The organism is Variovorax sp. IB41 (genome assembly GCF_016405905.1).
Classification (GTDB): Bacteria; Pseudomonadota; Gammaproteobacteria; order Burkholderiales; family Burkholderiaceae_C; genus Variovorax.
In genome coordinates this window covers 722967-747754 of the sequence record NZ_JAEFCB010000001.1, presented here as the reverse complement: position 1 = coordinate 747754, position 24788 = coordinate 722967, and the positions used below count along the sequence as shown (strand labels likewise).

The 24788-nt window shown below is 68.3% G+C and carries 25 protein-coding genes; 12 read left to right on the top strand and 13 right to left on the bottom strand.

The genetic code is table 11. The features are described 5' to 3' along the window. Positions 1–12 precede the first annotated feature (12 nt). On the top strand, positions 13–1002 hold the full coding sequence (locus JC881_RS03540) for an acetamidase/formamidase family protein (protein WP_198784304.1): 990 nt from the start codon (positions 13–15) through the stop codon (positions 1000–1002). 13 nt (positions 1003–1015) lie between these two features. Here the strand turns inward: JC881_RS03540 and moeA are convergent, their stop codons facing one another. From moeA to JC881_RS03515, 5 genes are all read right to left on the bottom strand, one after another. Continuing rightward, complete coding sequence (gene moeA, locus JC881_RS03535) at positions 1016–2332, bottom strand: molybdopterin molybdotransferase MoeA (protein ID WP_198784303.1); 1317 nt, start codon at positions 2330–2332, stop codon at positions 1016–1018. A 5-nt stretch (positions 2333–2337) separates the two neighbouring features. Next, positions 2338–2994, bottom strand: a complete 657-nt coding sequence (gene mobA / locus JC881_RS03530; protein ID WP_198784302.1) for a molybdenum cofactor guanylyltransferase MobA — start codon at positions 2992–2994, stop codon at positions 2338–2340. Beyond that, positions 2991–4148: a GTP 3',8-cyclase MoaA gene (gene moaA, locus JC881_RS03525; RefSeq protein ID WP_198784301.1), complete on the bottom strand. Its 1158-nt coding sequence runs from the start codon at positions 4146–4148 to the stop codon at positions 2991–2993. Before moaA ends, mobA begins: the two co-directional genes overlap by 4 nt. Before the next feature lie 57 nt (positions 4149–4205). Next, entirely contained in the window at positions 4206–5489 is a 1284-nt protein-coding gene (locus JC881_RS03520; protein WP_198784300.1) for a serine hydrolase domain-containing protein, read from the bottom strand. 78 nt (positions 5490–5567) lie between these two features. Continuing rightward, a complete protein-coding gene (locus JC881_RS03515; protein WP_198784299.1) occupies positions 5568–6269 on the bottom strand; it encodes a hypothetical protein in 702 nt (233 codons plus the stop codon). A gap of 192 nt (positions 6270–6461) precedes the next feature. On the opposite strand from JC881_RS03515, the gene JC881_RS03510 reads away from it, so the two are divergent. Together JC881_RS03510 and JC881_RS03505 are read left to right on the top strand one after the other, a co-directional pair. Continuing rightward, positions 6462–7100: a superoxide dismutase gene (locus tag JC881_RS03510; protein ID WP_198784298.1), complete on the top strand. Its 639-nt coding sequence runs from the start codon at positions 6462–6464 to the stop codon at positions 7098–7100. 11 nt (positions 7101–7111) lie between these two features. Next, positions 7112–8035: a ZIP family metal transporter gene (locus tag JC881_RS03505; RefSeq protein WP_198784297.1), complete on the top strand. Its 924-nt coding sequence runs from the start codon at positions 7112–7114 to the stop codon at positions 8033–8035. Positions 8036–8150: 115 nt separating this feature from the next. Here JC881_RS03505 and JC881_RS03500 read toward each other — a convergent pair whose 3' ends face one another. Further along, a complete protein-coding gene (locus JC881_RS03500; RefSeq protein WP_198784296.1) occupies positions 8151–9584 on the bottom strand; it encodes an aldehyde dehydrogenase family protein in 1434 nt (477 codons plus the stop codon). 55 nt (positions 9585–9639) lie between these two features. Then, entirely contained in the window at positions 9640–10212 is a 573-nt protein-coding gene (locus tag JC881_RS03495) for a peroxiredoxin (RefSeq protein WP_198784295.1), read from the bottom strand. Positions 10213–10343: 131 nt separating this feature from the next. On the opposite strand from JC881_RS03495, the gene JC881_RS03490 reads away from it, so the two are divergent. From JC881_RS03490 to JC881_RS03455, 8 genes are all read left to right on the top strand, one after another. After that, the gene (locus JC881_RS03490; RefSeq protein WP_198784294.1) at positions 10344–11918 is read left to right on the top strand and encodes a phospholipase D family protein; all 1575 of its coding nucleotides are present in this window, start codon (positions 10344–10346) and stop codon (positions 11916–11918) included. A gap of 9 nt (positions 11919–11927) precedes the next feature. Continuing rightward, positions 11928–12710 (top strand): sterol desaturase family protein, encoded by a 783-nt coding sequence (locus JC881_RS03485; protein WP_198784293.1) that lies wholly within the window; start codon positions 11928–11930, stop codon positions 12708–12710. Further along, positions 12694–13641, top strand: a complete 948-nt coding sequence (locus JC881_RS03480) for a fatty acid desaturase family protein (RefSeq protein WP_198784292.1) — start codon at positions 12694–12696, stop codon at positions 13639–13641. The genes JC881_RS03485 and JC881_RS03480 overlap by 17 nt, the downstream gene beginning before the upstream one ends. 3 nt (positions 13642–13644) lie before the next feature. After that, the gene (locus JC881_RS03475; protein WP_198784291.1) at positions 13645–15603 is read left to right on the top strand and encodes an iron-containing redox enzyme family protein; all 1959 of its coding nucleotides are present in this window, start codon (positions 13645–13647) and stop codon (positions 15601–15603) included. Further along, entirely contained in the window at positions 15600–16511 is a 912-nt protein-coding gene (locus tag JC881_RS03470) for a DUF6999 family protein (RefSeq protein ID WP_198784290.1), read from the top strand. The genes JC881_RS03475 and JC881_RS03470 overlap by 4 nt, the downstream gene beginning before the upstream one ends. A 17-nt stretch (positions 16512–16528) precedes the next feature. Beyond that, positions 16529–16897, top strand: coding sequence for a hypothetical protein (locus JC881_RS03465; protein ID WP_198784289.1), 369 nt, complete (start codon positions 16529–16531; stop codon positions 16895–16897). Next, positions 16884–17135, top strand: coding sequence for a hypothetical protein (locus tag JC881_RS03460; protein ID WP_013540963.1), 252 nt, complete (start codon positions 16884–16886; stop codon positions 17133–17135). Before JC881_RS03465 ends, JC881_RS03460 begins: the two co-directional genes overlap by 14 nt. Positions 17136–17367: 232 nt before the next feature. Further along, entirely contained in the window at positions 17368–17964 is a 597-nt protein-coding gene (locus JC881_RS03455; protein ID WP_198784288.1) for a hypothetical protein, read from the top strand. Between the two features lie 7 nt (positions 17965–17971). Here the strand turns inward: JC881_RS03455 and JC881_RS03450 are convergent, their stop codons facing one another. Then, positions 17972–18820, bottom strand: coding sequence for a metal-dependent hydrolase (locus JC881_RS03450; RefSeq protein WP_198784287.1), 849 nt, complete (start codon positions 18818–18820; stop codon positions 17972–17974). A 120-nt stretch (positions 18821–18940) separates the two neighbouring features. Here JC881_RS03450 and JC881_RS03445 point away from each other — a divergent pair, with 120 nt between their 5' ends. Next, on the top strand, positions 18941–19570 hold the full coding sequence (locus tag JC881_RS03445) for a TetR/AcrR family transcriptional regulator (RefSeq protein ID WP_198784286.1): 630 nt from the start codon (positions 18941–18943) through the stop codon (positions 19568–19570). Here the strand turns inward: JC881_RS03445 and JC881_RS03440 are convergent. The 5 genes from JC881_RS03440 to JC881_RS03420 all read right to left on the bottom strand — a co-directional run bounded on the left by JC881_RS03440 (position 19567) and on the right by JC881_RS03420 (position 24787). Further along, positions 19567–20721: an ABC transporter permease gene (locus JC881_RS03440; RefSeq protein WP_198784285.1), complete on the bottom strand. Its 1155-nt coding sequence runs from the start codon at positions 20719–20721 to the stop codon at positions 19567–19569. The genes JC881_RS03445 and JC881_RS03440 overlap by 4 nt on opposite strands. Continuing rightward, positions 20721–21905, bottom strand: coding sequence for an ABC transporter permease (locus JC881_RS03435; protein ID WP_198784284.1), 1185 nt, complete (start codon positions 21903–21905; stop codon positions 20721–20723). Before JC881_RS03435 ends, JC881_RS03440 begins: the two co-directional genes overlap by 1 nt. Positions 21906–21915: 10 nt before the next feature. Next, a complete protein-coding gene (locus JC881_RS03430; RefSeq protein WP_443083325.1) occupies positions 21916–22920 on the bottom strand; it encodes an HlyD family secretion protein in 1005 nt (334 codons plus the stop codon). Continuing rightward, entirely contained in the window at positions 22920–24326 is a 1407-nt protein-coding gene (locus tag JC881_RS03425) for a TolC family protein (protein ID WP_233101507.1), read from the bottom strand. The genes JC881_RS03430 and JC881_RS03425 overlap by 1 nt, the downstream gene beginning before the upstream one ends. 92 nt (positions 24327–24418) lie before the next feature. After that, positions 24419–24787, bottom strand: coding sequence for a nuclear transport factor 2 family protein (locus tag JC881_RS03420; protein WP_198784281.1), 369 nt, complete (start codon positions 24785–24787; stop codon positions 24419–24421). Between the last annotated feature and the right edge of the window lies 1 nt (position 24788).

Here is a 24788-nt window from a genome sequence, read left to right as displayed (position 1 = left end):
GGAGAACACCGGATGAACTGGCTCGACCAATCGATCATGCACACGCGCGGCCTGGGCCGTGGGCGCAGCGTGGACACGCACGAACTCACCGAGGCGAAGCAGGGCAAGTTCCACTTCACCATCGGCCCCTACACCGAGCCCGTGATGACGGTGAAGCCCGGCGACCGCATCGTGGTGGAGACGCGCGACGCGTTCGACGGCAAGGTCAAGACCGAGCAGGACCTGCCCTCGAAGGTGCTGACCATGCCCTTCGTGAATCCGCAGAACGGGCCGATCATGATCGAGGGCGCCGAGCCCGGCGACACGATCGCGGTGCACATCGAATCGATGGCGCCGCGCGGGCCCAATCCGCGCGGCACCTGCTGCATGATCCCGGACTTCGGCGCGCTGAGCGGCACGGCCTTCACCGCGCTGCTGAACCAGCCGCTGCCCGAGACGGTGCGCAAGATCGACGTGGACGAAGAGGGCGTCTACTGGAGCAAGCGCGTCACCTTGCCCTACAGGCCGCACATCGGCACGCTGAGCTGTTCGCCCGAGATCGACTCGATCAACAGCCTCACGCCCGACCAGCACGGCGGCAACATGGACCTGCCCGACATGGGGCCCGGCAGCATCACCTACCTGCCGGTGCGCACTGCGGGCGGTCGCCTTTTCATCGGCGATGCGCACGCCTGCCAGGGCGACGGCGAGGTGTGCGGCACGGCGGTGGAATACCCGAGCCTCACGACCATCCGCGTCGATCTCATCAAAGGCTGGAAGCTCGAATGGCCGCGGCTGGAAACCGAGGACATGATCATGGCGATCGGCAGCGCGCGGCCGCTGGAGGACGCGACCCGCATCGCCTACAAGGAACTCATCCTCTGGATGGAGGCGGAGTACGGTTACGACCGCTGGGACGCCTACATGATGCTGAGCCAGTGCGGCAAGGTGCGGCTCGGCAACTTCGTGGACCCGAAGTACACGGTGGGCGCGGGCATCTCCAAGCAGTACCTGGCGCCCTGAATGCCCTGAGCCGCTAGATCGCGCCGTCGAACAGCATCACATCGACCTCTTCGCCGGCGGCGACGTGGCCCTGGTCGTGGTGCAGCACCACGAGGCCGTTGGCCTCGACCATCGAGCTCAGCACGCCCGAGCCCTGGTTGCCCGCGACGCAGACTTCGGGCAATGACCCCGGCACGGTCTTCACGAACCCACGCTGGTATTCGGTGCGGCCGGGCTTCTTGCGGATCGGGCCCGCGCTGCGTGCGCGCACCAGCGGAGGCGGCGCCGAAGCGGCGTCGTGGCAACCCATCATGCGCAGCAGCGCGGGCCGCACGAACGCGAGGAAAGTGACCATCACGGCCACCGGATTGCCGGGCAGGCCGAACAGCACGGCGGGGCTCGCGGCTTCGCCGCCGTCGCGTGGAATCAGGCCCACGGCCAGCGGCCGGCCGGGGCGCATCGCGACATGCCAGAAGGCCATCTCGCCGACCTGCTGCATCACGTCGCGCGTGTGGTCGGCCGCGCCGACGCTCACGCCGCCGCTGGTGACGATGGCATCGGCTTCGCGCGCGGCGCGCTGCAGCGTCGCGGCCAGCGTGGCGGGGTCGTCGTGCACGAGGCCCAGGTCGATCACCTCGCAGCCCAGGCGCGTGAGCAGGCCGAAGACGGTGTAGCGGTTGCTGTCGTACACCGCGCCTTCGCGCGGCGGCTCGCCGATGCAGAGGATTTCGTCGCCGGTCGAGAAGTACGCCACGCGCAGCTTCCGAAGCGCCCGCACGCCCGGCAGCCCGAGGCTCGCGACCATGCCGAGCGCGGCCGGCAAGAGCCGCTCGCCGCGCTTGAGCGCCGGCTGGCCTTTCATCAGATCTTCGCCCGCGAAGCGGCGGTTGTCGCCACGGCGCAGCACCCGGTCGGGAAAGCGCACGACGTCGCCCTCGACCTGGCAGAACTCCTGCGGGATCACGGTATCGAGGCCGGCCGGCATCATCGCGCCGGTCATGATGCGCACCGCATCGCCCGGTGCCAGCGCGCCGCGCCAGGCCGCGCCGGCGAGCGCCGTGCCCACCACGCGCAGCTGGATGGAATGGTCGGCGGGCGCGTCGGTCGGGAGGATCGCGCCGTCGAACGCGTAGCCGTCCATCGCCGAGTTGTCATGCGGCGGCACGCTCACGGGCGAGACGATGTCTTCGGCCAGCACGCGGCCGAGCGCTTCGCGCAGCGACACGTTCTCGCGCTCGGTGATGACCAGGGGTGCGACCAGCCGGGCCAAAAAGGCCTGGACGGCATCGACGCTCAGCGCGTCGGTGTCATGGCCCGGGAGGGCGGCGGCGATGTCGGCGAGGCTGCTCATCGGGCTCATCGGTTTTGGAGCGCCTGCAATTCGGCGAGCGTGTTGGCGTTGAAGAAGGCGTCGGGCGCGTCGCCGGGCCGATCGAAGGGGACAAGCACGGTGCGGTGCTGCGCGGTCCATGCCTGCACCTTGCGGCCGCCGGCTTCGGTGAAGCGCAGGAGGCTTTCGTGCAGGTTCGTGCGCATCAGGCAGAACACGGGTTGAGGGCGCAGCGTGGGCCCGCCGTCGCCTTCGGAATCCGGCGCGCTGACCATGGCGATTTCCGCGTCGTCAGCGGCCAGTGCTTCGGACAGGCGCGCCGCGAGGTCGAGCGGGAACAGCGGCGTGTCGCATGGCACGGTGAGCAGGAAGGGCGTGGCGCAGTGCGCCAGGCCCGTGAGAAAACCTGCGAGAGGCCCCGGGTAGTCCGCGAGGCTGTCGGTCAGCACGGGAACGCCGAAGGCTTCGTAGGCCGCGATATTCCGGTTGGCGTTGACCATCACCTGGCCGACCTGCGCGCCGAGCCGGCGCACCGCGTGCAGGGCGAGGGGTTCGCCGTTGAAATTCTGCAGGCCCTTGTCGACGCCGCCCATCCGGGTGCCGCGTCCGCCGGCCAGCAGCAGGCCGGTGATGCCGGCGGGCGCGATGGCGGGGTGCGCGGGCATGGCGGCAGCCCGCGTCATCCGCCGATGTAGCTCATCTCGACGCGGCGCGGCGCCTTGTCGTTGGCGTCGCCGCGATCGGCGGCGTGGTCGGGGCCGCGGAGAGCCCGCAGCTCGGAGTAGCGGTCGGCGCGGCCCTGCCAGATGTGGCCGATGGCCGAGGAAATGTCGTCGTCGCTGGCGGCGCCGCGCAGCAGCGGGCGCAGGTCGTGCCCGGCGCTCGCGAAGAGGCACAGGTACAGCTTGCCCTCGGTGGACAGGCGCGCGCGGCTGCAATCGTGGCAGAAGGCTTGGGTCACGCTGCTGATCACGCCGACTTCGCCGCCGCCGTCGGCATAGGCCCAGCGCTGGGCGGTTTCGCCGGGGGTGGTGGCTTCGAGCGGCACCAGCGGAAACTCTTCGGCGATGCGCGCGATGACGTCGGCCGAGGGCAGCACCTCGTCCATGCGCCAGCCGTTGGTGGCGCCCACGTCCATGTATTCGATGAAGCGCAGCACCACGTTGCCGCCGTGGTGCTCGCGGAAGTAGCGCGCCATCGGCAGGATCTCCTGCTCGTTGGTGCCGCGCTTGACCACCATGTTGACCTTGATGGGCCCCAGGCCCGCGGCCTGCGCCGCGTCGATGCCGGCCAGCACGTCGGCCACCGGGAAATCGACGTCGTTCATGTGGCGGAACACCGCGTCGTCCAGGCTGTCCAGGCTCACCGTCACGCGCTGCAGGCCGGCGGCCCTGAGCGCGGCGGCCTTGCGCGCGAGCAGCGAGCCGTTGGTGGTGAGCGTGAGGGCCAGCGGCTGGCCGTCGGGCGTGCGGATGTCGGCGAGTTGCTCGATCAGCCCCTCGATGTTCTTGCGCAGCAGCGGCTCGCCGCCGGTGAGCCGGATCTTGCGCACGCCGTGCGCGGCGAAGAGGCGCGCAAGGCGCGTCATTTCCTCGAAGCTCAGGAGCGCGCTGTGCGGCAGGTACTTGTAGTCCTTGTCGAACACGTCCTTGGGCATGCAGTAGCTGCAGCGGAAGTTGCAGCGGTCGGTCACGCTGATGCGCAGGTCGGTGAGCGGGCGGCCCAGGCGGTCTTGCAGCAGGCCCGTGGCGGGCACGGCGATGTCCGGCACGGCCACGGCGGGTGGCGTGCGGCCGATCTGGGCGATCGGGATGACGGTGCTGCTGCTGTTCTTCATGGCTTCGAGGGGAGGACCCGATTTTGCGCCAGGCCTCAAGGACCTGTCCGGTGCAGGCTACTTGATCACGGCCGCATAAATCATGTCCCGGGTCAAGGATCTGTAATGTGTCCGGTATTTCGGCGACTGCAGCATCAGCACCACGAACATCTCGTTCTTCGGGTCTACCCACATGTAGGTGCCGCCCGCGCCGCCCCAGTTGTATTCGCCGCCGGCCGCGGGGTAGGGCGCCTCGCCGTCGTTGCGGCGCACCGCGAAGCCCAGGCCGAAGCCGTAGCCCGGGCCCGGCAGGTACAGCGGGCCGGGCACGATGCCGGCGCCGGCGTTGGAATGGTCGGCGGTCATCAGCGCGATGGTTCGCGGGCCCAGGTACCGCTTGCCGTCGAGCGAGCCGCCGTTCAGCAGCATCTGCAAAAAGCGCGCGTAGTCCCCGGCCGTGGACACCAACCCGCCGCCGCCCGACTCGAGCTTGCGCACGATGCGCGGATCGTTCAGGTCGGCGCCCACGCCGAAGCTGCGGTCGGTGGGGAGCGGCTCGGCGATGCGTGGCTGGCGGGCCGGCTCGGGCACGTAGTAGGTGGTGTCCTTCATGCCCAGCGGATCGAAGAGGCGCGCCTTCTCGAACTGGTAGAGCGACTGGCCCGAGACCACCTCGATCACGCGGCCCAGGATGTCGGTCGACTGGCTGTAGTCCCAGGTGGTGCCCGGCTGGTAGGCCAGCGGCAGCTTGGCCAGGCGCTGCGAGAACTCGGCGTTGGTCGGGTCGTTGGCGCCCAGGCCCGCCGCGTTGTAGGCCTGCTTGACCAGGCCCGGCCCGAAGAAGCCGTAGGTCAGGCCCGAGGTGTGGCGCATCAGGTCCTGCACGGTGATCGGGCGGCGCGCGGGCACGGTCTCCAGCACCGGCTTGCCGTCGGCGCCGGGCTTCTCGACGCCGACGGTCATGCTGGCGTATTCGGGCAGGTAGGCCGAAACCGGGTCGTCCAGCTTCAGGCGGCCGTCTTCGACCAGCATCATCGCGGCCACCGTGGTGATGGGCTTGCTCATCGAATAGATGCGGAAGATGCCGTCGCGCTGCATCGGCGTGCCGGCCGCGGGGTCGAGCTTGCCGACCGGCTCGAACCACGCCACCTTGCCTTGCCGCGCTACCAGCAGCACCGCGCCCGGGATCTTGCCCGTGGCCACGTCGGCCTTGAGCACGTCGGTGAGCATCTGCAGGCGCTCGGTCGAGAGCCCGACCCGCTCCGGGGTGGCGGTCGGCAGCGATTGCGCCGCGGCCAGCAGCGGTGCGGCCAGGCTCAGGCCGAGCACGGCCGTGCGCAGGGTGCGCTGGAAGAACTTCATGGTGGTGTCTCCGTCCTGTCGTTGATGGAAAGTCGGCATGACGGTCTTGGCGCCGCCTGGTGTTTCAGTGTGCGGGGGCTACCCCTTGCAGAGCTTCAGGTTCGTGCGGGCCGCGCGGGCCACCGGCAGGATGTCCTCGGCGTCCGCCGGCGGGTAGGAGTCCTTCACGCCCTGGTCGGTCTTCGCGGCGTCTTCGGCCAGCGGCTCCAGGGTCTTGAGGCACCCCGCGCGGTCGCCGAGCCTGAACTGCGTGATCGCCAGGTCGTTGCGCACGCGGCCGGTAGTGATCCAGTCGAGCGTCCTGCTGCATTCGCCAAGCACGGGGGCGAGGGTGGCCTGGGCGGCTGCGAAATCCTTGGCGTCGTACTGGCGCTTGAAGGTCTTGCGCGAGGCGGCCACGGCCTTGTCGGTGCAGGCGGGGCTGGGCTTGAGGTAGGTGCCTTCGAAGGAGGCGCGCGCGCCGCAGCTCTGGCGGCAGTCGTCCGAGCCGTTGGAACTGACCTCGACCGCGCCGCCTTTGAGGGTGAAATTCACCACGCAGCCGGTGTCGTCGATCTTGGATTTGCCGCGGACGATGGTGCCGTCCAGCGAGCAGAGATGGGCATTGGCGCCGACGGTGGTGATGTCGAAATGCCCGTTGGACTTGACGCGCAGCGAACCGGCGCCGCCCTCGTAGATGTAGTCGCCGGCCGGCGGAGTGGCGACCTGGGCGCCGGCGATGCCCGCGCCGAACAGCAGCAGGAAGGTCGGCACGAGGGGCAGGATGCGGTGCAATTTCATCGGTGCAAAGCCTTTCAGGGGAACGCGGGGCAGTGTATCGGGCCGTTTCGTCGTGTGACCGGATCTGGCCGGTTTGCGCCATCTCCAGGAGCGATGTCTTGACGTAGCCAATGAGAATTACTATCATCTGAACGCCTGAGTACGCAGCACGTCGACGACGCAAAGGGCCCTTCAACCAAGGAGCCTCCGACCGTGCCGTACACCCTGCCAGCCTTGCCCTATGCCTTCGATGCGCTCGAACCGCACATCGACGCGCAGACGATGGAAATCCACCACGGCAAGCACCACCAGACCTATGTGAACAACCTCAATGCGGCCGTCGAGGACACGCCGCACGAAGGCACGCCGGTCGAACAACTCATCGCCGACATCGACCGATTGCCCGAGGCGCTGCGCGCGCCGGTGCGCAACAACGGCGGCGGCCACGCCAACCACAGCCTGTTCTGGACCGTGATGGCGCCCGCCGACCAGGGCGGCGGGGGCACACCCGCGGGCGATCTGGCCAAGGCCATCGATGCCGATCTGGGCGGCTTCGACGCCTTCAAGGAGGCCTTCACCAAGGCTGCGCTCACGCGCTTCGGCAGTGGCTGGGCATGGCTGGTCGTCGCCAAGGGCGGCAAGCTCGCGGTGGAAAGCAGCGGCAACCAGGACAGTCCGCTGATGCGCGGCATCGGCTCGGGCAGCACGCCGATCCTCGGGCTGGACGTGTGGGAGCACGCCTACTACCTGAAGTACCAGAACCGCCGCCCCGAATACATCGCGGCGTTCTACAACGTCGTCAACTGGGCCGAGGTGGCCCGGCGCCACGCCGCCGCCCTGACCGGCGGCTGAGGACATCGCCCATGAACGACGAGCCGCAGTTTCCGCAGGTCGCCACCGTGCGCGCGCGGCCCACGCCCTCGGTGCGCGAATGGATCGGCCTGGCCATCGTCGCGGCAGGCGCGCTGGCGCTGGCCTCGCAGTTCTGGCAGTTCGTGCGGGTCGATCAGGTGGTGTGGAACGCCTTGCTCGGCGGCTCGGTCGCCGCGCTGGCGACGGCGCTGGGCACGCTTCCGGTGGTGTTCTCGCAGAAGCTGCCCGAGCGGCTGCAGGACACGCTCTTCGGCTTCGGCGCCGGCGTGATGCTGGCGGCCTGCGCCTTCTCGTTGATCATTCCCGGCCTGGATGCGGCCAGGAACATCGGCGTCTTCGGCGGGGGCAGTTGGGCGGCGGGCGGCGTGATCGGCGCGGCCATCCTGCTGGGCGGCATCGTGCTCATGGTGATGGACCGCGTGCTGCCGCACGAGCATTTCATCAAGGGACGTGAAGGGCAGTCGGCCAAGCAACTGCGGCGCACGTGGCTCTTCGTGTTCGCGATCGCGCTGCACAACGTGCCCGAAGGCCTGGCGATCGGCGTGGGCTACGCAGGCAACAACGGTCTGCGTGCCGATGCGCTGGCCACGGGCATCGCGATCCAGGACGTGCCGGAAGGGCTGGTCGTGGCGGTGGCGTTGCTGGCGGCTGGCTACAAGCGCTGGTTCGCGGTGGCGATCGGCATGGCCTCCGGGCTGGTCGAGCCGCTGGGCGCGGTGCTGGGGGCGGCGGTGGTCGGCCACTCGGCGCTGCTCTTGCCGTGGGGCCTCGGTTTCGCGGCGGGCGCGATGCTGTTCGTCATCAGCCACGAGATCATTCCCGAGTCGCACCGCAAGGGGCACGAAGCCTTTGCAACCAGCGGGCTGATGCTCGGCTTCGTGCTGATGATGCTGCTGGACACCGCGCTGGGGTAGGCATCCCATCCGCAGGACACCGCGGAACCGGCTTTGCCGGGCCGCAGGTGTCGCCCCCGGCGAGGGGGTTGGCGAAGCGACACGAAGTGTGCGTAGCCTGGGGGAGCGCCAGGTCCTAGCCGTGCTTGACGGCGACGGTCTTGAGCGTCGTGAAGCCGTACAGCGCCTCGAAGCCTTTTTCGCGGCCGTAGCCTGAGGACTTCACGCCGCCGAAGGGCAGTTCGACACCGCCGCCCGCGCCATAGTTGTTGATGAACACCTGCCCGCTGCGCACGCGCCGGGCCATGCGGAACTGGCGCGAGCCGTCGGCCGTCCACACCCCGGCGACGAGGCCGAACTGCGTGGCGTTGGCGAGCGCCACCGCTTCGTCTTCGTCGGCGAACTGCATCGCGGCGAGCACCGGGCCGAACACTTCTTCCTGCGCGAGACGGTGGCCGACCGGCACGTCGCGCAGCAGCGTGGGCGCCTGGTAGAAGCCGGTCTCGGGCGCTTCCTCGACGACGATGCCCTGCGCCACCATCGGGATGCCGGCGTGCTGGGCGTCGCTCAGGAAATCCCACACGCGCTGCTGCTGCGTCTGGCGGATCAGCGGGCCGACGTCCAGGTCCATGGCCGCCGGGCCGACGCGCAGGGCTTCGAAGGCATGGCCCAGGCGCTCGAGCAGCGGTTCGTAGATGCTGCGCTGGATCAGCACGCGCGAACCCGCCGAGCAGGTCTGGCCGGCGTTCTGCACGATGGCGTTGATGACCACCGGAATGGCCGCATCGAGGTCTGCGTCCGCGAAGATGATCTGCGGGCTCTTGCCGCCCAGCTCGAGCGTGACCGGGCAGTGCCGCTCGGCCGCCACCTGCTGGATCAGCGTGCCGATCTTGGGGCTGCCGGTGAAGCTGATGTGGTCGATGCCTTCGTGCCGCGCGAGCGCGTCGCCCACTTCATGGCCGTAGCCCGTCACGATGTTGAGCGCGCCCGCCGGAAAGCCGACCTCGGCCGCGAGTTGCGCCACGCGAATCAGCGAAAGGCACGCGTCCTCGGCCGGCTTCACCACGCACACGTTGCCCGCCGCGAGCGCGCCGCCCACGCTGCGCCCGAAGATCTGCATCGGGTAGTTCCACGGAATGATGTGCCCGGTGACGCCGTGCGGTTCGCGCCAGGTGAAGACGCTGTAGCCGTCCTGGTAGGGGATGGTCTCGCCGTGCAGCTTGTCGCAGGCGCCGGCGTAGAACTCGAAGTAGCGCACCAGCGCCACCGCGTCGGCGCGCGCCTGCTTCACGGGCTTGCCGCAGTCGCGCTGCTCGATCAGCGCGAGCTCGTCGACGTGCTCGGCGATCTTCAGCGAGAGCTTGTAGAGCAGGCGGCTGCGGTCGGCGGCGCTGACCTTGTGCCACACGCCCTCGAAGCAGTCGCGCGCGGCGCGCACGGCCGAGTCGATGTCTGCGGCGTTGCTGCGCTGGATGTCGTCGAAGGGCTGGCCGTCGGAGGGGTCGATGACGGGGAGGGTGCTGCCGGAGGCGGAGGGCACGTCGGCGTTGGCGATGTAGTTGAGCTGCATGGGGCGGGATTTTGCGCGAAGCACGCCAAACCCGCGGGCCCGCGGCTGGCTTGCCTTACTTCGCCGCCGTGGCTTTCGGCAGCGCCCGCACCGCATTCAGCGTGCGCTCCACATGCTTGTCCGGATTCAGGTTCTGGTAGTAGTACGCCACCTTGCCGTCCGGCGAGATCACGTACGACAGCCGGTTGGCGAAGTCCGGGCGGGTCTGCATCAGCGCGTCGAAGCCGTTGATGACCGTCTTGGCTTCGTCCGAGGCCACCGGAAACCGGCTCTGGCAGGACTTGACCGAGAACTTGGAGAGGGTGTCGATGTCGTCGGCCGAAACGCCGATCACAGTGGCGCCCAATGCCGCGAACTGGTCCACCGCCTCGGCGAAGGCGTGGGCCTCGATCGAGCAATCGTTGGAGTCGGCGGCCGGAAAGAAGTACAACACCACCGGTCCCTTGGCGAGCGCGTCGGCCAGCGAATAGCGGAAGGTCTTGCCGCCAAGGGCCGCGTTGGCGGTGAACTTGGGCGCGGGGTCGCCGATGTCCAGGGCGGCCCAGGCGGGGTGTGCAAGCGCGGACAGGGCGTAAAGGGCGGCAGGGGCCGTCATCAGCGCGATGCGTGAGAGGATCGGTCGGGCCATGGTGTAACTCCGTGCGGGTGTGACACGAATTCTAGGACGGCGCACCTTTCGCAGGGGCAGAACGAAACTGACGCCCTCCGGCCCGCGTATTCATGGCAGCGATTGAAAAACGAACGACGGAAATCATCATCATGAACGGCTGGGACCGACTTCTGCGCATGGCGCTCGCGGGCTTTCTGCTGGCAGTGCTCGCTGCCTGCGGCTCGCTGCCGCCGGCGAAAGATCGGCCCGCCGAGCACGCCGCCTCGGCCGATCCGTCGACCCGGCTTGCGAAGATCGCGGCGGCCTCCACCCCGCCCGGCGAGCATTCGGGCTTCCGGCTGATGCCGCTGGGCGTCTATTCGCTCGACGCGCGCATCCAGCTCGCGCAGCGCGCCCAGCAGTCGCTGGTGGTGCAGTACTACCAGCTCGAGAACGACGCCGTCGGCCGCCTGCTGCTGCGCACGCTGCGCGAAGCCGCGGCACGGGGCGTGAAGGTGCGGGTGCTGGTGGACGACCTCTACACCGTCAAGAGCCAGCAGCTGCTGCTGGCGCTGTCGGAAACGCCCAATGTGCAGGTGCGGCTCTACAACCCGTTCTGCTGCGGGCGCGACGGTTTTCTCTCGCGCTTCGCGGCCTCGCCCTGGGAGATCGTGCGGCTCAACCACCGCATGCACAACAAGCTCTTCATCGCCGACGGCGCGATGGCGGTGGTGGGCGGGCGCAATATCGCCGACGAGTATTTCGTGCTGAGCGAAGCGCAGAACTTCATCGACATGGATGCGCTGGTGGTGGGCAAGGTGGTGCCGCAGCTCGAATCCATCTTCGACGCCTACTGGAACAGCGTGCAGGTCTGGCCCATCGCCGACATCGTGAAGGGCGAGGGCGGTCGCATGCCGGGCAGCGCCGAGTTCGACGACTGGATCGGCATGGCCGCGCCGCCGCCCAAGATCGTGCTGCCGCCGTCGGACATCCTGGGCTATGGCCCGATCGCCGAAGAGCTCGACGGCGGCCGCATGGGCCTCCTGTGGGGCGAGGCGCGCGCCATCGCCGACCCGCCGACCAAGCCCGCGACCATGACGGCCGACGAGGCCATCGCCACCAGCGTGACGATGAAGGTCTGGGGCCTCCTCTTGGACGCCAAGACCGAGGTCGACCTGACGTCGCCGTACCTCGTGCCGGGCGAGCGCGGCATGGCGGCGTTCGACGACCTGGCCAAGCGCAAGGTCAAGCTCACGCTGCTGACCAACTCGCTGGCAGCCAACGACGAGCCGCTGGTGCACACCGGCTATGCGCGCTACCGCGAGCGGCTGCTGCAAAGCGGCGCCGACCTGTACGAGCTGAGCCCGCAGCGCACCAGCAAGGGCGAGCGCTTCGGCATGTTCGGCAAGTCGCTCGGCCGGCTGCACGCCAAGACCGCTGCCATCGACAAGACGCGCATCTTCATCGGCTCGATGAACCTCGATCCGCGTTCGGCGAGCCAGAACACCGAGATGGGGCTGGTGGTGGACAGCCCGCAGCTGGCGCGCGAGATGCTGCGCATCATCAACATCAGCAAGCTGCAGAACTCCTACCGCCTCAGGCTGGCCAAGGACACCGGCACGCTGCAGTGGCTCACCAGCGATGGCGAGAAAGAGGTGATCCTGACCTCCGAGCCCGAGTCGGGCTTCTTCCAGCGCTTCTACAACATGCTCATCGCACCCATCGTTCCCGAGATGCTGTTGTAGCCTCGGGGGATGGCGCAGACCTTCACTTCACTGCCCGCCCTGCAGGTCATGCTGTGGGGCGTGCTTTTTTTCGGCGGCATCTACCTGGGCTTCGGCGCCATCACCTGGCTGTTGACGAAGCGGGTTTTGCCGGCGATGCGTATCGGGCGGGTGCTCGATCCGCGGCCGCTGCAGCCGGGGCAGTTGCGGCGGGAGCTGGGGCAGTCGGGCATCTCGGTGTTGATCTTCGGGCTGGGCATGGTGTTTCCGTGGGGCTTGCTCCAGTTGGGCTGGGCGCGGCTCGATCCCGATGCGGGATGGCGGCAGATCACCCTCGAGATCCTCGTGCTCGCGGTATGGAACGACGTGCATTTCTGGATCAACCATCGCCTCTTGCACACGCGCCTTCTGCGCCGCTTTCACGGGCCGCACCACCGCTCGTTCGTGACCACGCCGTGGGCCACCTACAGCTTCCACCCGATGGAGGCGCTGATGCTGGGCAACGTGATCCTGTTGCCGATGGTGGTGCACGACTTCAGCTTCTGGTCGCTGGCCGCGGTGCCGGTGTTCAGCCTGTTCTTCAATTGCGTGGGGCATTCGAACTACGACTTCTTCACAGGGGTGTCGTACGGCCACTGGTTCGCCGCGAGCCGGCGGCATCACCTGCACCATGCCTGCCACAACGGCAACTACGGCTTCCAGTTCACCTTCATGGACCGGCTGTTCGGCACGCGCATCGCGGCGGACGCGGCCGAGCCGCACTTCCAGGCCTTTCGGGACAAGCAGGCGCGGCAGCATGGCACGCCCGCCTGAGGCGTCGCGCCGCCTGCCGCGCCTGCCGCGCCTGCGGCACTGGCGCGATTGGCAAAGCCTCGCGTACCTGATTGCATTGCCGGCGCTGGCGGCGTGGCAGTGGGTGAATGGCTTCAACGCGCTGCTCTATGCGCTGATGCTGTTCCTCACGCTGGGTGTCGGCGTGATCCATCACAACCACGTGCACCTGCGCATGTGGCGCGGGCGGCGCATGAACCGGCTGACCGACTTCTGGATCACGCTGCTGCAGGGCCACCCGACCTTCGTGTTCTGGCCTGCGCACGTGGCCAATCACCATCGCCACCGGCATGGCCCGAAAGATGTCGCGCGCACCTACCGCTTCGGCGGCGACACCAACCATCTGTGGGGCTACCTGCTGCATCCGTTCCAGGCCGTGTGGGTGCTGATGCCGGTATTCGTCGGCTGGCTCGCGCGGCTGCGGGCGCACCGGCGCGGCGCCTGGCGCTACTGCATCGCGCAGTACGCGCTGTGGCTCGCGAGCTGGGCCGTGCTGCTCGCGCTCGACTGGCGCAAGGCGCTGCTCTTCGTGATCGTGCCGCAGCTGCATGGCCTGCACTGGCTGCTCGCGACCAACTATCTGCAGCATGCGCACGCCGATGGCCGGAAGCCATCGTGCGAAGGAGCGTTGCGCGATACCCCTGGGGGCAGGCTGAACTACGCACGCAATTTCGAAGGACTGGTGAACCCGTTGCTGTTCAACATCGGCCTGCACACCGCACACCACGAGAACCCGCATGCCCATTGGTCCGAGCTCACGCACCTGCACGCCACGCGTTATCGCGCCCAGGTCGATCCCATGCTCAACGAGGGCGGGCTGGTTCCCTACATGGTGCGGGTCTTCGTGCTGGGGACCGTGTGGCCGCGTTTTCGCAGCCGCTCGCTGATGCCTCCCGATTCCTCCACTCACTGAACCATGCCTGTTTCATTCCAACGCGTGTACCTCGAGAGCGCCGGCTATTTCATGCCGGGCGAGCCCATTCCCAATGACCGCATGGACGCGTACATCGCGCCGCTGAACCGCATGTCCGAGCGCATCAAGCGGCGCATCCTTGCGGAGAACGGCATCCTCACGCGGCACTACGCCATCGATGCGGAGGGCGTGACGCAGCACACCAATGCGCAGCTCGCCGCGGGCGCCATCCGCGACTGCCTGCGGCGCGGCGGCGCGGAGTTGTCGCGCGTGTCGCTGCTGGCAAGCGGCTCCTCGGGCGGCGACACGCTGATGCCGGGCTTCGCCAACATGATTCAGGGCGAGCTCGCGGCGCAGCCGATGGAGACGCACTCGGTGCACGGCATCTGCGCGGCCGGCGTGTCGGCGATCCAGACGGCTGCGCAGGGCATCGAGCTGGGCGCGCACCGCAGCGCGATGGCGGTGGCGAGCGAGATGCCGTCGCGGCTCTTCAAGCGCTCGCGTTTCGCGGCACGTGGCTACGAGACCGACTTCGACTCGCACTTCCTGCGCTGGATGCTGTCCGACGGCGCGGGCGCGTTGCTGCTGTCCGATGGCTCACCCGCACTGGCGGGCGCGCCCGGCTTGCGCCTGAAGTTGAAGTGGGTGCACCAGCGCGCGTTCTCGGGCGACTACCCGGTGTGCATGCAGATGGGGCTGACCGAAGACCGCGCACGCGGCCACCTCGACTTCGGCTCCTGGGCCGAGGCCGAAGCCGCCGGCGCACTCTCGCTGCGGCAGGACATCCGCCTGCTGCCGCACCTGTTCGACATCGGCATCCACGAATACGCGGGCCTGGTGCGCGACGGCTGGGTCGATCCGAAGCGCATCGATCACTTCCTGTGCCACTACTCGTCGGAGAAATTCATCCCGGTTGTCGAGGACCTGATGAGCAAGGCCGACCTGTCGATTCCGCGCGAGCGCTGGTGGAGCAACCTCGCGTGGCGCGGCAATACGGGGGCTGCGTCGATCCTCGTCATGCTGGCTGAATTCCTTCACACGAAGACGTTGAAGCCCGGCGAGCAGATCTTCTGCTACGTGCCCGAGTCGGGGCGCTTCATGGCGGCGTACATGCTGCTGGAAGTCGAAGCGGCCGATGCGGCGCCCGTGACGACGGTGGCGCCCCGCGCCGCGGTGCCGGACGACGATCTCGTCATCGCGCCCCCGCACGATCCGGCGGCCGCGCCCGAAGGCCTGGGCGCTCTGCTGACGGAACTGGCCGCCATCTGGCACGACTACCGCTCGCGCGTCTGGCGCACGCCGCTCGTCCGCCAGATCCGCGAGCGCCGCCTCGCGTTGCCCGACTACCTGAACTGGATGGAGCAATGGGTGCCGCAGGTGCGCGAAGGCAGCAAGTGGATGCGCGAAGGCGCCGCGTCGCTGAGCGAGCCGTACCAGATGCTGGCATCGCTGATCGGCGTGCACGCGGGCGAGGAGCAGGACGACTTCAACATCCTCTTCAGCGACTACAAGAAAGCCGGCGGCACGGTCGCGCAGATCGACGACCTGCGCCGCAACCCCGGCGGCGAGGCGCTCAATGCGTACCTGCACGGCCTGGCGGCCACGCGCGATCCGATCGGCCTGCTGGGGGCGATCTACATCATCGAAGGCACGGGCCAGCGCATCGTGCCGGCGCTGCTGCCGCTCATCAAGACGAGCGTGAAGCTGCCGCCCGATGCCTTCCGCTTTCTCGAATACCACGGCCACAACGACGAGAACCACCTCAATCGCTGGCTCGCCGCGGTGGAGATGGTCATGGCCATCGAGGGGCAGGCCCGCGCGGCCCGCCAGATCATCGACACGGCGCGCCACACGGCCGCGCTGTACCTGATGCAGTTCCAGCACATCACGGAGCGGATGCCGCATGAGCCGCCGGGCCGCCCCAAGGCGAATACCGCAGCCGCAGGCGGAGGTTTCCAATGAGCCGAACGCCTGAATTCCTGACCCAAGCCCACGACGAGCGCGATCCGAGCCCGTGGCTCGCGCTCTACCTGGACCAGAGCACGCCGCTGCCGGACAACGTCAAGTCGGCGTGGCTGGCCGATTCGAGCTCGGGCTCGCGGCAGTACCTGCTGCCGTTCCTCAGGCCGATTGCGCGGCTCACGATCATCCTGATCCAGATCGTGAAGGTGTTCGTGCCGCGCAACTGGTCGCATTCGATGCTGCTGCATCGCTTTCTCGCGTGGGGGTTGAAGCGCTTCGTGTCGCCGGAGGCGAACTGGCTGATCCTGCGGCACTTTCACCTGGGGTCGCAGGTGCTGGCGTTCATCGGGCGCAATTCGCCGGCACCTGTCGCCACCAATCCGCTGGAGCCGGCGGACATCGACGCGCTGAAGGACGAGATGTTCTTGAAGCACGACCTGAACCTCTTCAACTTCGTGATCCGCCTGAACACGGCGCTGCGCGAGAAGGGCGTGGCGCTGTGCAAGGCGGAGGAGGTCGATTTCTCGATGATCAAGGAGCCGGGGCTGCGGCTGGAGGACATGCCGCACGGCAAGCTCAATTTCCTCGACCTGCAGAGCGCCATCGAGCTGTTCACGCCGCTCTACCAGTTGATGCTGACCGACAACGATTTCTGGCGCGCGGCCAATTCATTGCAACTGGACGAAACCATCGGCATCTACACGGCGACGATCCTGAACGCGCCCGAGCACCTGATTTTGGTCAACAACAAGCACCCGCTGGTGCCCCTGTCGACCCTGCGGGCGGGGCACCGGCTGGTGATCCACGGGCTGTCCACGGAAATGCTCCACAGCCTGCTGCAGCGCATGCAGGCGGCCCAAAAAGCAGGGGAGCCGGAGACGGCCCTCTACGATCAGCCACTTGCATAGGCGTATGCTGCCCCCAGATGCGAACCATGAACACGACCCACAATCCGTCCCCCAAGACCGATCTGGCAGTGACCCAGGTGCTGGCGCAACTGCTGGAGCGACTGGAGCACAGCGCCGTGCCCGTAGGCGCCGAGCAGTACCGCTCGGTGGTCGAGCACCTGGTGCATGAGTTCGAGGATGTCGCCCCAGGCGCCGAGCTGGGCCGCCTGCTCGATGCCTATCCGGCCGCATCCGAGGTTTATGAGAACCTCAACTATCAGCACGCCGGGCTTTGCCGCTCGGCATTGGACGTTTCCCTGGCGGCAGAAGTCAGCGCCAGGGAAGCCATTGCACGCGCCATGGGCGGTGCCAAAACGAACAAGGACAAGACGCATGGCGAAGGGTGAAGTGAAGACGGCAGTGGTGGCGGACGGCCTGCGCTACAAGACCAAGACACCGGGTTCCCCGTTCCGCGCTTCGGCGTCGTTCAGCGGGGCGACCATGTCCTGCTTCATGTGCGGCAAGCACCGCGTGCGCTCGCAATTGCGCACGCGCCAGGTGCTGGGCAAGTCGCAGACCGTGTGCGCGCCTTCGTGCAAGGCGCTCGACGAAGCGCTGGAGCAATCGGAAGCGTCGTCGGGCTAGTTTTCGGCTAGCACGAAGCGGAGACGTTTTGGCGACATGCCCGCGTGAACATGTCGCAGATTTCCTTCCACAACGGACTTAATCGATATACAGTTAGACACAATTGATGCATGTAATTGCATTCATTCAAAAGTTCTAATCTGTAGCCGATGACAAATCAATTCCAGCAAGGCCTTGGCTGCCCGGCATTGGGCGTGGACGTTGACGTTGACGCGTGCGAAAGGGGCCTGCCGTGAGCAAGCCACGCCATGTCGTCATGCAGGTGGTCAAGCGCTCCTCGGGCAGCGCCACGCACCACGTCGAATTCCTCATGGACGACAACTTCGCGGAGCGCCTGCGCCAGTTGCGCTCGCTGGTGCCGCCCCTGGGCAGCCTCAACAAGCAGCGCGACCTGGTGATCGACAAGGTGAGGGTGCGCCTGCCCAACGCCATCTGGCGCTCGGGCAACGAGATCGACATGGACGGGGGCGTGGAAGGCTCCTGCATCGTCATCGCGGCCGAAGGCTCCTTCAACTGCGGCGGCAAGGATCGCAAGACGCGCGAGAAGCTCGTGACGTACAACTTCTCGATCTCGCGCCTGGTCGAGCTCCACGCCGAGCGCCCCGAGGGCGAGACCTTCTACATCCGCGACGGCACCTTCGCCAACGACGAGCCGGCCGACTCGCCCGCCGGCCGCTGGGTCGCGTCGATGCACGAGCTCGAAGTGGTGATGCGCGTGCCCGACGCCCCGTCGGATTTCGACACCCTGCACGACCTGTCGCTGCGTCCCGAGCAGCAGCAGGCGCGCAGCGGCACTGGCGGCGGCACGCACCGCGCCAGCATGTACTGAGGAACGATCAGGCCGCAGCTGCCGCAGCGGTTTCAGGCGCAGCGCTCACGGGCGTGTACTGCGCGCGGTTGTCGGCCAGCCAGCGCACCGACAGGCTGCTGTCCTGCTGCGCCGGATGGAAGTCCGCCCGCAGGTAGCTGCGCCAGCCGCGCAGGTTGCCGCGCAACAGGCCACCCTTGCCCAACAGGATGCGCGCCGCGCTCTTCCATGTCGCCCACTTCCACAACTGCTTTTCGTGGCGCAGGTTGTCGATGGTCTGGTGCATCAGGTCGCCGAGGAACATCACGGTCACGCGCCGGAACCAGCGCCGGCGCCATTCGTCCGAGCCGCCCGCGGCCTTGTAGATGTCGAAGGCGACGGACTTGTGCTCCAGCTCCTCGGCGCTGTGCCACAGCCACATCGTCCGCAGGCGCGGCTCCGCGCCATCGAGGATCTTGGGGCGCGCCAGCAGCCACTCGGCGAACATCGCGGTGAAGTGCTCGGTGGCCGCCGTGACCGCCAGCGCGTGGCGCGGATCGGCTTCTTCCATCAGCGTCATGCGCTTGTTGGCGCGCGAGGTCCAGCCGTCGACCAGTCCCTGTTCCTCGAGGTGGTTGTTGAAGAGCGAATGGATGCGCCGGTGCGTGGCCTCCTGGCCGATGAAGCCGCGCACGTCGGCGCGGTATTTTTCCTGCACCTCGGGCGGCAGCGTGGCCACCGCATCGCGCACGGCATCGATGAAGAATTGCTCGCCGAAGGGGAAACTCATCGACAGGGCATTGAAGAAGGCGCTGGAGAATGCATCGCCGCCGCACCAGTTGCGGGCAAAGGGCGATTGCAGGTCGATCAGCAGGCGGCGGACAACGAGTTCAGTCATGAAAACAATCCTCGGGCAGGCGGGGGAAGAAAGGTTGGTACAGCTTCGTACCGCATGCCTCCATGGTGCGGGTCGATGCTGGTACTGTCAAGTACCGAGGCGTAGGAAAATGTGCCATCCATGAGCGACACCATCGAAAAAACCGTGGCCTTCAAATCCGCCGAGGGCACGGAAAGCGAGCACTATGCGCGCCTCCTGCAGGGCATGGCGCACGCCGTGGCGGCCAAGGGCTACGCGGACACGACCATCGCCGACATCGTGCGCGAGGCCGCCGTCTCGCGCCGCACGTTCTACGAGCACTTCAGCACCAAGACCGAGTGCCTGATCGCGCTCTACGAAACCGCCAGCCGCCTCGCGCTGCAGGCCGTGAGCGAGGCCTTCGACCCCGCGCAGCCCTGGCATGCGCAGGTCGAGCAGGCGATGACCGCGTACTTCGACTACTTGGCGCAGGACCCGGTGCTGCTGCGCACCCTCTTCGTCGAGATTTTGGGCCTGGGCATGCCGGGCCTCGCGGCACGGCGCCGCGTCAACGACGAGATCGCCAACTTCATCCAGGTGGCCATCAACAGCAGCGACATGGATGGCTGCCCGGCGGCACACCTGACGAGCCAGATGGCGATGACGGTCGTAGGCGGCATCAACGAACTGGTGCTGCAGGCCATCGAGCAAAACCGTGCGGGCGACCTGCGCGAACTGGTGGCACCCGCCACGCGGCTGGTGCGCGCCGTGGCGGCCGAAAGCCAGCGCTAGGCGGTTTCGCGGTCCACCTTGCGCGGCGTGGCGGCCGCCCAAAGAACCAGCAGTCCCGCTAGGGCGAGCAACAGCAGCACGCCGAGATAAGGCAGCACGTCATGCAGCGGCGCCCCCATCTGGTTGAGCCTGAGCGACGCCTGGATCCCCGCCGTGCTCGGAAACACCCATCGCAGAACCTGCAGCGGCCCCGGCAGGGCCTCCACGGGCCACGAGAAGCCCGAGAGAAACGCCATCGGCAATGCAGTGAAGAGCAGCACCTGCAACGCCCGTTCGCGATCGCGGAACCAGCACCCCAGCAGCAGCCCGACCGCGCAGATCGCCGGCACGTAGAACAGCAGCAGCACCAGCGCGCCGAACGGGTTGCCGCCCCGCGGATAGTCCTGCAGGAAGAACACCCAGCCGAAGTAGAAAAGGCCGCTCAAAAAGCCGAAGGCCGACAGCGCCGCGAGCCGCCCGAACCACGCCCCCATGCCCGCGCGCAATCGCCCGGCCTCGGCCCAGGTGCCGGCCAGCATCGCCGCGCCCATCAGCAGCGTCTGCTGCAGGATCAGCAGCGCCACCGCCGGCACCACGTAGCTGCCGTAGCCCTCGGTCGGATTGAACAGCGCGACGAGCTGCGTGTCGAGCGGACTGCGGCTGCGCGCCGCCTGCACCGCGCTTTGCCCGCCGGCCTGCAGCTTGCGGATCTCGACGCCGGCCGACACCGTGCCCACTGCCTCCGAGAAGCCATACAGCACCGCCTTGTTCAGCAGCGCATAGGCACCGTTGCCCTCGATCGTCACCACCGCCGAGAGCCCGCGGATCACGTTGCGCTTGAGGTCCGACGGCAGCAGTGCGTAGCCCTCGATCTCGCCGCGCCAGAGCGCCTGCCGCGCCTCGTGCACGTCGGAGGTGACCAGGCGCACGTCCAGCCGCGGATTGGCCATCGCGAAGCGCGCGATCTGCCGCGACAGCCCGCTGTGGTCCTCGTCCACCACCGCCACTGGCACGCGCGTCACGGCCTGCGTGCCATAGGGCCACGGGTAGAAGAAGCCGTAGATGATGGGCGCGAGCAGCATGATCAATAGCACGCCCTTGTCGCGCAGCACCGCGAGCGCAGTGTCGCGCCAGGCGGCGGCGAAGCGGGTGCGCGCGGGGTCGAGGTCCATCAGCGGCCTCCCCATGTATCGGGTGCGGCGGCGGCGCGCACCAGCGCCGCGGCCGACGCGGCCAGCAGCACGGCCGTGCCCAGCACCATCCACAGCGGCGTGCCGGCCGAATAGGCCAGCGGCGCGCCCATCTGCAGCTGCTCCATCTGCACGCGGATGTAGTGCGTGTAGGGCAAGAGGCTCGCCCACATCTGGGCAAGGAGCGGCATCGCGACCAGCGGAAAGCCCACGCCGCCGAATGCGAACGCCGGCGCCGTGATGAAACCCGTCGCCGAGAGCGCGGTGCGCAAAGAACGCGTGAGTGCCGAGACGAAGCCGCCCAGTGCGATCGACAGCGCCATGAACACCACCAGCGCGAACAGCGTCCAGCCCACCGACCCGACCGGGTGCCAGCCCCGGCCGGCCGTGATCCACAGCATCGCCGCGATGCCGACCGCCGACAGGCTCGCGAGCGGCAGCGCGAGCTTGCCCGCGAGCGCGGCCAGCGCCTCGTGCCAGCGCGGTGCGGCACCGAGCCATTCGGCGAGGGTGCGGTCGCGCAGCTCGCGCCCCACGGCCCACGCGCCCGCCGTCATCGCGAGGATGTGCAGCAGCGCCGGAATGAGCGCGGCGCCCAGGAACTGCTCGTAGTCCGTCGAGGTGTTGAACAGCGCCACCATGCTCGCCTTGACCGGCTCCATGCTCACACGCGCCGACGTCATCGACTCGCCGCGCTTGTTGCGCACCGCGAGCTCGACACCGCCCGAGACGGTGGCCACGGCGGTGCGCACGTCGCGCTGGATCAGGCTGGAGTGCGTGCCGAGCTGCGCGTTGTGCAGCAGCACGACCTGGCCGACGCGCCCGCGCTTGACGTCGCGGTTGAGGTCCCGCGGCAACTGCACCGCTGCATCGACCGCGCCGCTGGTGAGCGCGCGTGCCATGGCGCCTTCGTCCGCGTAGTACTGCGTCACACGCAAGCCGGGCGTGGCGTCGAGAAAGCGCACCACCTGCCGTGAGAGCGCCGTGCGGTCCTGGTCGAGCACGCCGATCGGCAGGCGCTCGGGCAGCCCCGCCGAGAAGATCCACCAGATCAGGAACACCGCGAGCAGCGGCACCCACGAGACCATCGCCAGGTCCCACGGGCGGGTGCGCAGCAACGCGAATTCGCGCCGGGCGCTGGCTGCGGAGAAGCCGCGCAGGCTCATCGCCGGACCGTCAATCGACCAGCACGCTCATGCCCGGCCGCGCGCCGTCGATCGGCTTGAGCGGCCGCGCGCGGACTTCGAAGGTGCGCACGTCGAAGCCATTGCCCCCGCGCGTCGCGCGCCACGTCGCGAAGTCGGGCAGGGCGGCGCTGTAGTAGACCTTGAAGCGGGCCGCGCGATGTGCGTCGGACTTGTTCTTGTCGTTCACCAGCGCCGGCAGGCGGGCATCGAACTCGCTGCCGACCGCGAAGCGCGCGAGCCGGTCTTCGCGCACGTTCAGCACCACCCACTGGTCGTTCAGGTCGACCACCGTGACCACCGCCACGCCCTGCGGCGACAGCTCGCCGACCTTGGCGAGCACCTTGGCCACTTCGCCGCCCACGGGGCTGCGCAGCTCGGTCTCGGCCTTGGCGGCTTCCGCCTCGGCCACCACGCCTGCGACCTGGCGCGCCTGCGCGCTGGCCGCGGCCTGGTCCTCGGGGCGGGCGCCGATGCGGGCCATGTCGAACTGCGCCTTCGCCGCGATGGCCGCGTCGCGCGAGGCCTTCCAGTTGGCTTCGGCCTCGTCGCGCTTCTGGTCGGCGACCAGGCCGTCGCGCGCAAGGCCATCGACGCGGCGGAACGAGGTCTGCGCGAGCTGTGCGGCGGTTTCTGCGCGCTGCCATTGCATGCGCGCCATCTCCACCTCCTGCGGGCGCGCGCCGTTCTGCGCCTTGTCGGCGACGGCCTGCGCTGCCTGTTCGGCGGCGGTGGCCTGCGCGAGCTTGGCACGCACCTCGGGGCTGTCCATGCGCACCAGCAGCGCGCCGGCCTGGATGCGATCGCCTTCCTTCACCGCCACTTCGGCGATGCGCGCGGTGACCTTGCCGGCCACGTCGGTCTCGCGCGCCTCCATCTGCCCCTGGAAGACTTCGGCCGCGGGCTGCGAGGCGCGCCAGAAGCCCCAGACGAGCAACGCCAGCACGAGCAGCGCCGCGGCGATGGCGATCAGTTTTCGGGTCTTGGCACTCATCATCAATTCACCCTCACGTCGGCACGCGCGATGTAGTCGGAAAACTTCTCGGAGAGGCCCGCGCTCTCGAGCAACTGCGCGAGCGCCTGAACGTACTCGTTGGCCGCCTGCGCGCGCTCGGTCAGCACCTTGGCGCGGTTGGTCTCCGCGTCGATCAGGTCCAGCGTGGTGCTCGTGCCTTCGCGCAGGCCCGCCACGCGCAGCCTCACCACTTCTTCCGAGAGTGCGACCGAAGCCTTCATCTCGAGGTACTGGCGGCGCGCGTTTTCCAGCGCGCGCCAGTTGCGCTCGACCAGGAGCGAGATGTCGCTGCGCGCCTGCGCATCGGTGTGCTCGGCCTGTTCGACCTGCTTTTGCGAAGAGGCCGAGAGCGCGTCACGATCGACCGAGTCGTACAGCGTCCAGCGCACGCCCAGGCCCGCCACCCAGTCGGCATTGCCGCTCTTGAGTTGCCGCGTGCCGAAGGCGATGACCTGCGGGCGGCGCAGCGCCGCTTCGCCTTCGTGCAACTGCTCGGCCTGCGACTTCTTGGCCGCGACCTTGCCGAGGCCCGGATGCCGCGTGAGCGCCGAATCGATGAAGTAATTGAGCGGCTCGATGGGCGCACTGATCAAAAAGAGCGGCGTCTGCGGCGTCACGGCGCCGTCGGCGCGCACCGTGCGGGCGAGTGCGACAGCTGCCAGCGCCGCGTCGTCCTCGGCCTTGCGCGCGTTGCGCCGGGCTTCTTCATACGCCGCACTGGCCTGCAGCCGCTCGACGCGCGAGATCACGCCGGCCGCGAGCATCTTCTGCGCGGCCGCGTCGTGCTGGGCGATGGTGCGTTCGGCCTGCGCGCGCAGCGTGGCCGCGCGCTGCGCGAGCTGGGCGCCGAAGTAGCGCTGCACCAGCAGCGTGTCGACTTCGTGGCCGGCCTGCTCGGCATCGGCCTGCGCCTCGCGCGCCTGGGCCGAGACGAAGCCGCGCACCGCATCGGTCGCTCCGCCCAGGTAGATCGGCCAGACCGCCGAGATCGAGGTATTGGTGCCCGTGTCGTGCCGGTTGAGCGTGTAGCTGTTGGGCAGTTGCGGAATCGGCACGCGCGAGATGAAGCTCTGGATCGACGGCGGCAGCGACTGGCCGATCTGCCCGAGCTTCTGGTTGAGCGGATCGAGGTCCAGGTTCAGGTTGGCGTTGTACGCATAGGCCAGCCCCGAGACGCTCACCACCGGGCCGCCCAGGCGCTTCAAGCCTTCGCTCTGCAGCTCTTTCGATTCGACCGCCGAGCGCGCGGCAGCCAGCTTGTCGGATCGCTCGATCATGCGGGCGCGCGCCGCGTCGAAGCTCAGGGGCATCGCGTCCGGGCGGGCTTGCGCGAGTGCGCTGGTTGCCGCCATGGCCGGCAGCAACAGCAGGGCATGCAAGGAATGCAAGAGAGGTCGGCGAAGGCTTTTCATCGGTTGAGGAGGTCTCCCTTGAAATGACTCCAATGCCCGGCCGGCGGTAAAAAAGATCAGCGCATTCTTCAGCCCGGCTTTCTCTGCGCCGGGTCGTAGAAGAACTGCTCCTCGGCGATGCGCTCGCCGTCCCAGCGCTGCCACGCGATCTCTTCCATGCGCATGGTGGCGCCGTCCTTGAAGGTGAACGCGAAGACCCAGTGGATCGCCACGTGGTCGCCGTTCACCAGCACGGGCCGCACGCACGTGGACACCACCGACTCGGTGCGATCGAGCACGGCGCTCTCCTGCGCGACCAGCGTGCTGCGCCCGCGCCGGGGCTCGGCCTGGTTCTCGCGCATGGTGGCGTCTTCGGTGTAGTAGTCCTCGATGGCCTGCGCATGCGCGCCGCCTTCCACGGCGGCGATGAAGGCTTCGAGCCGTGCGGGTGTGGGCATC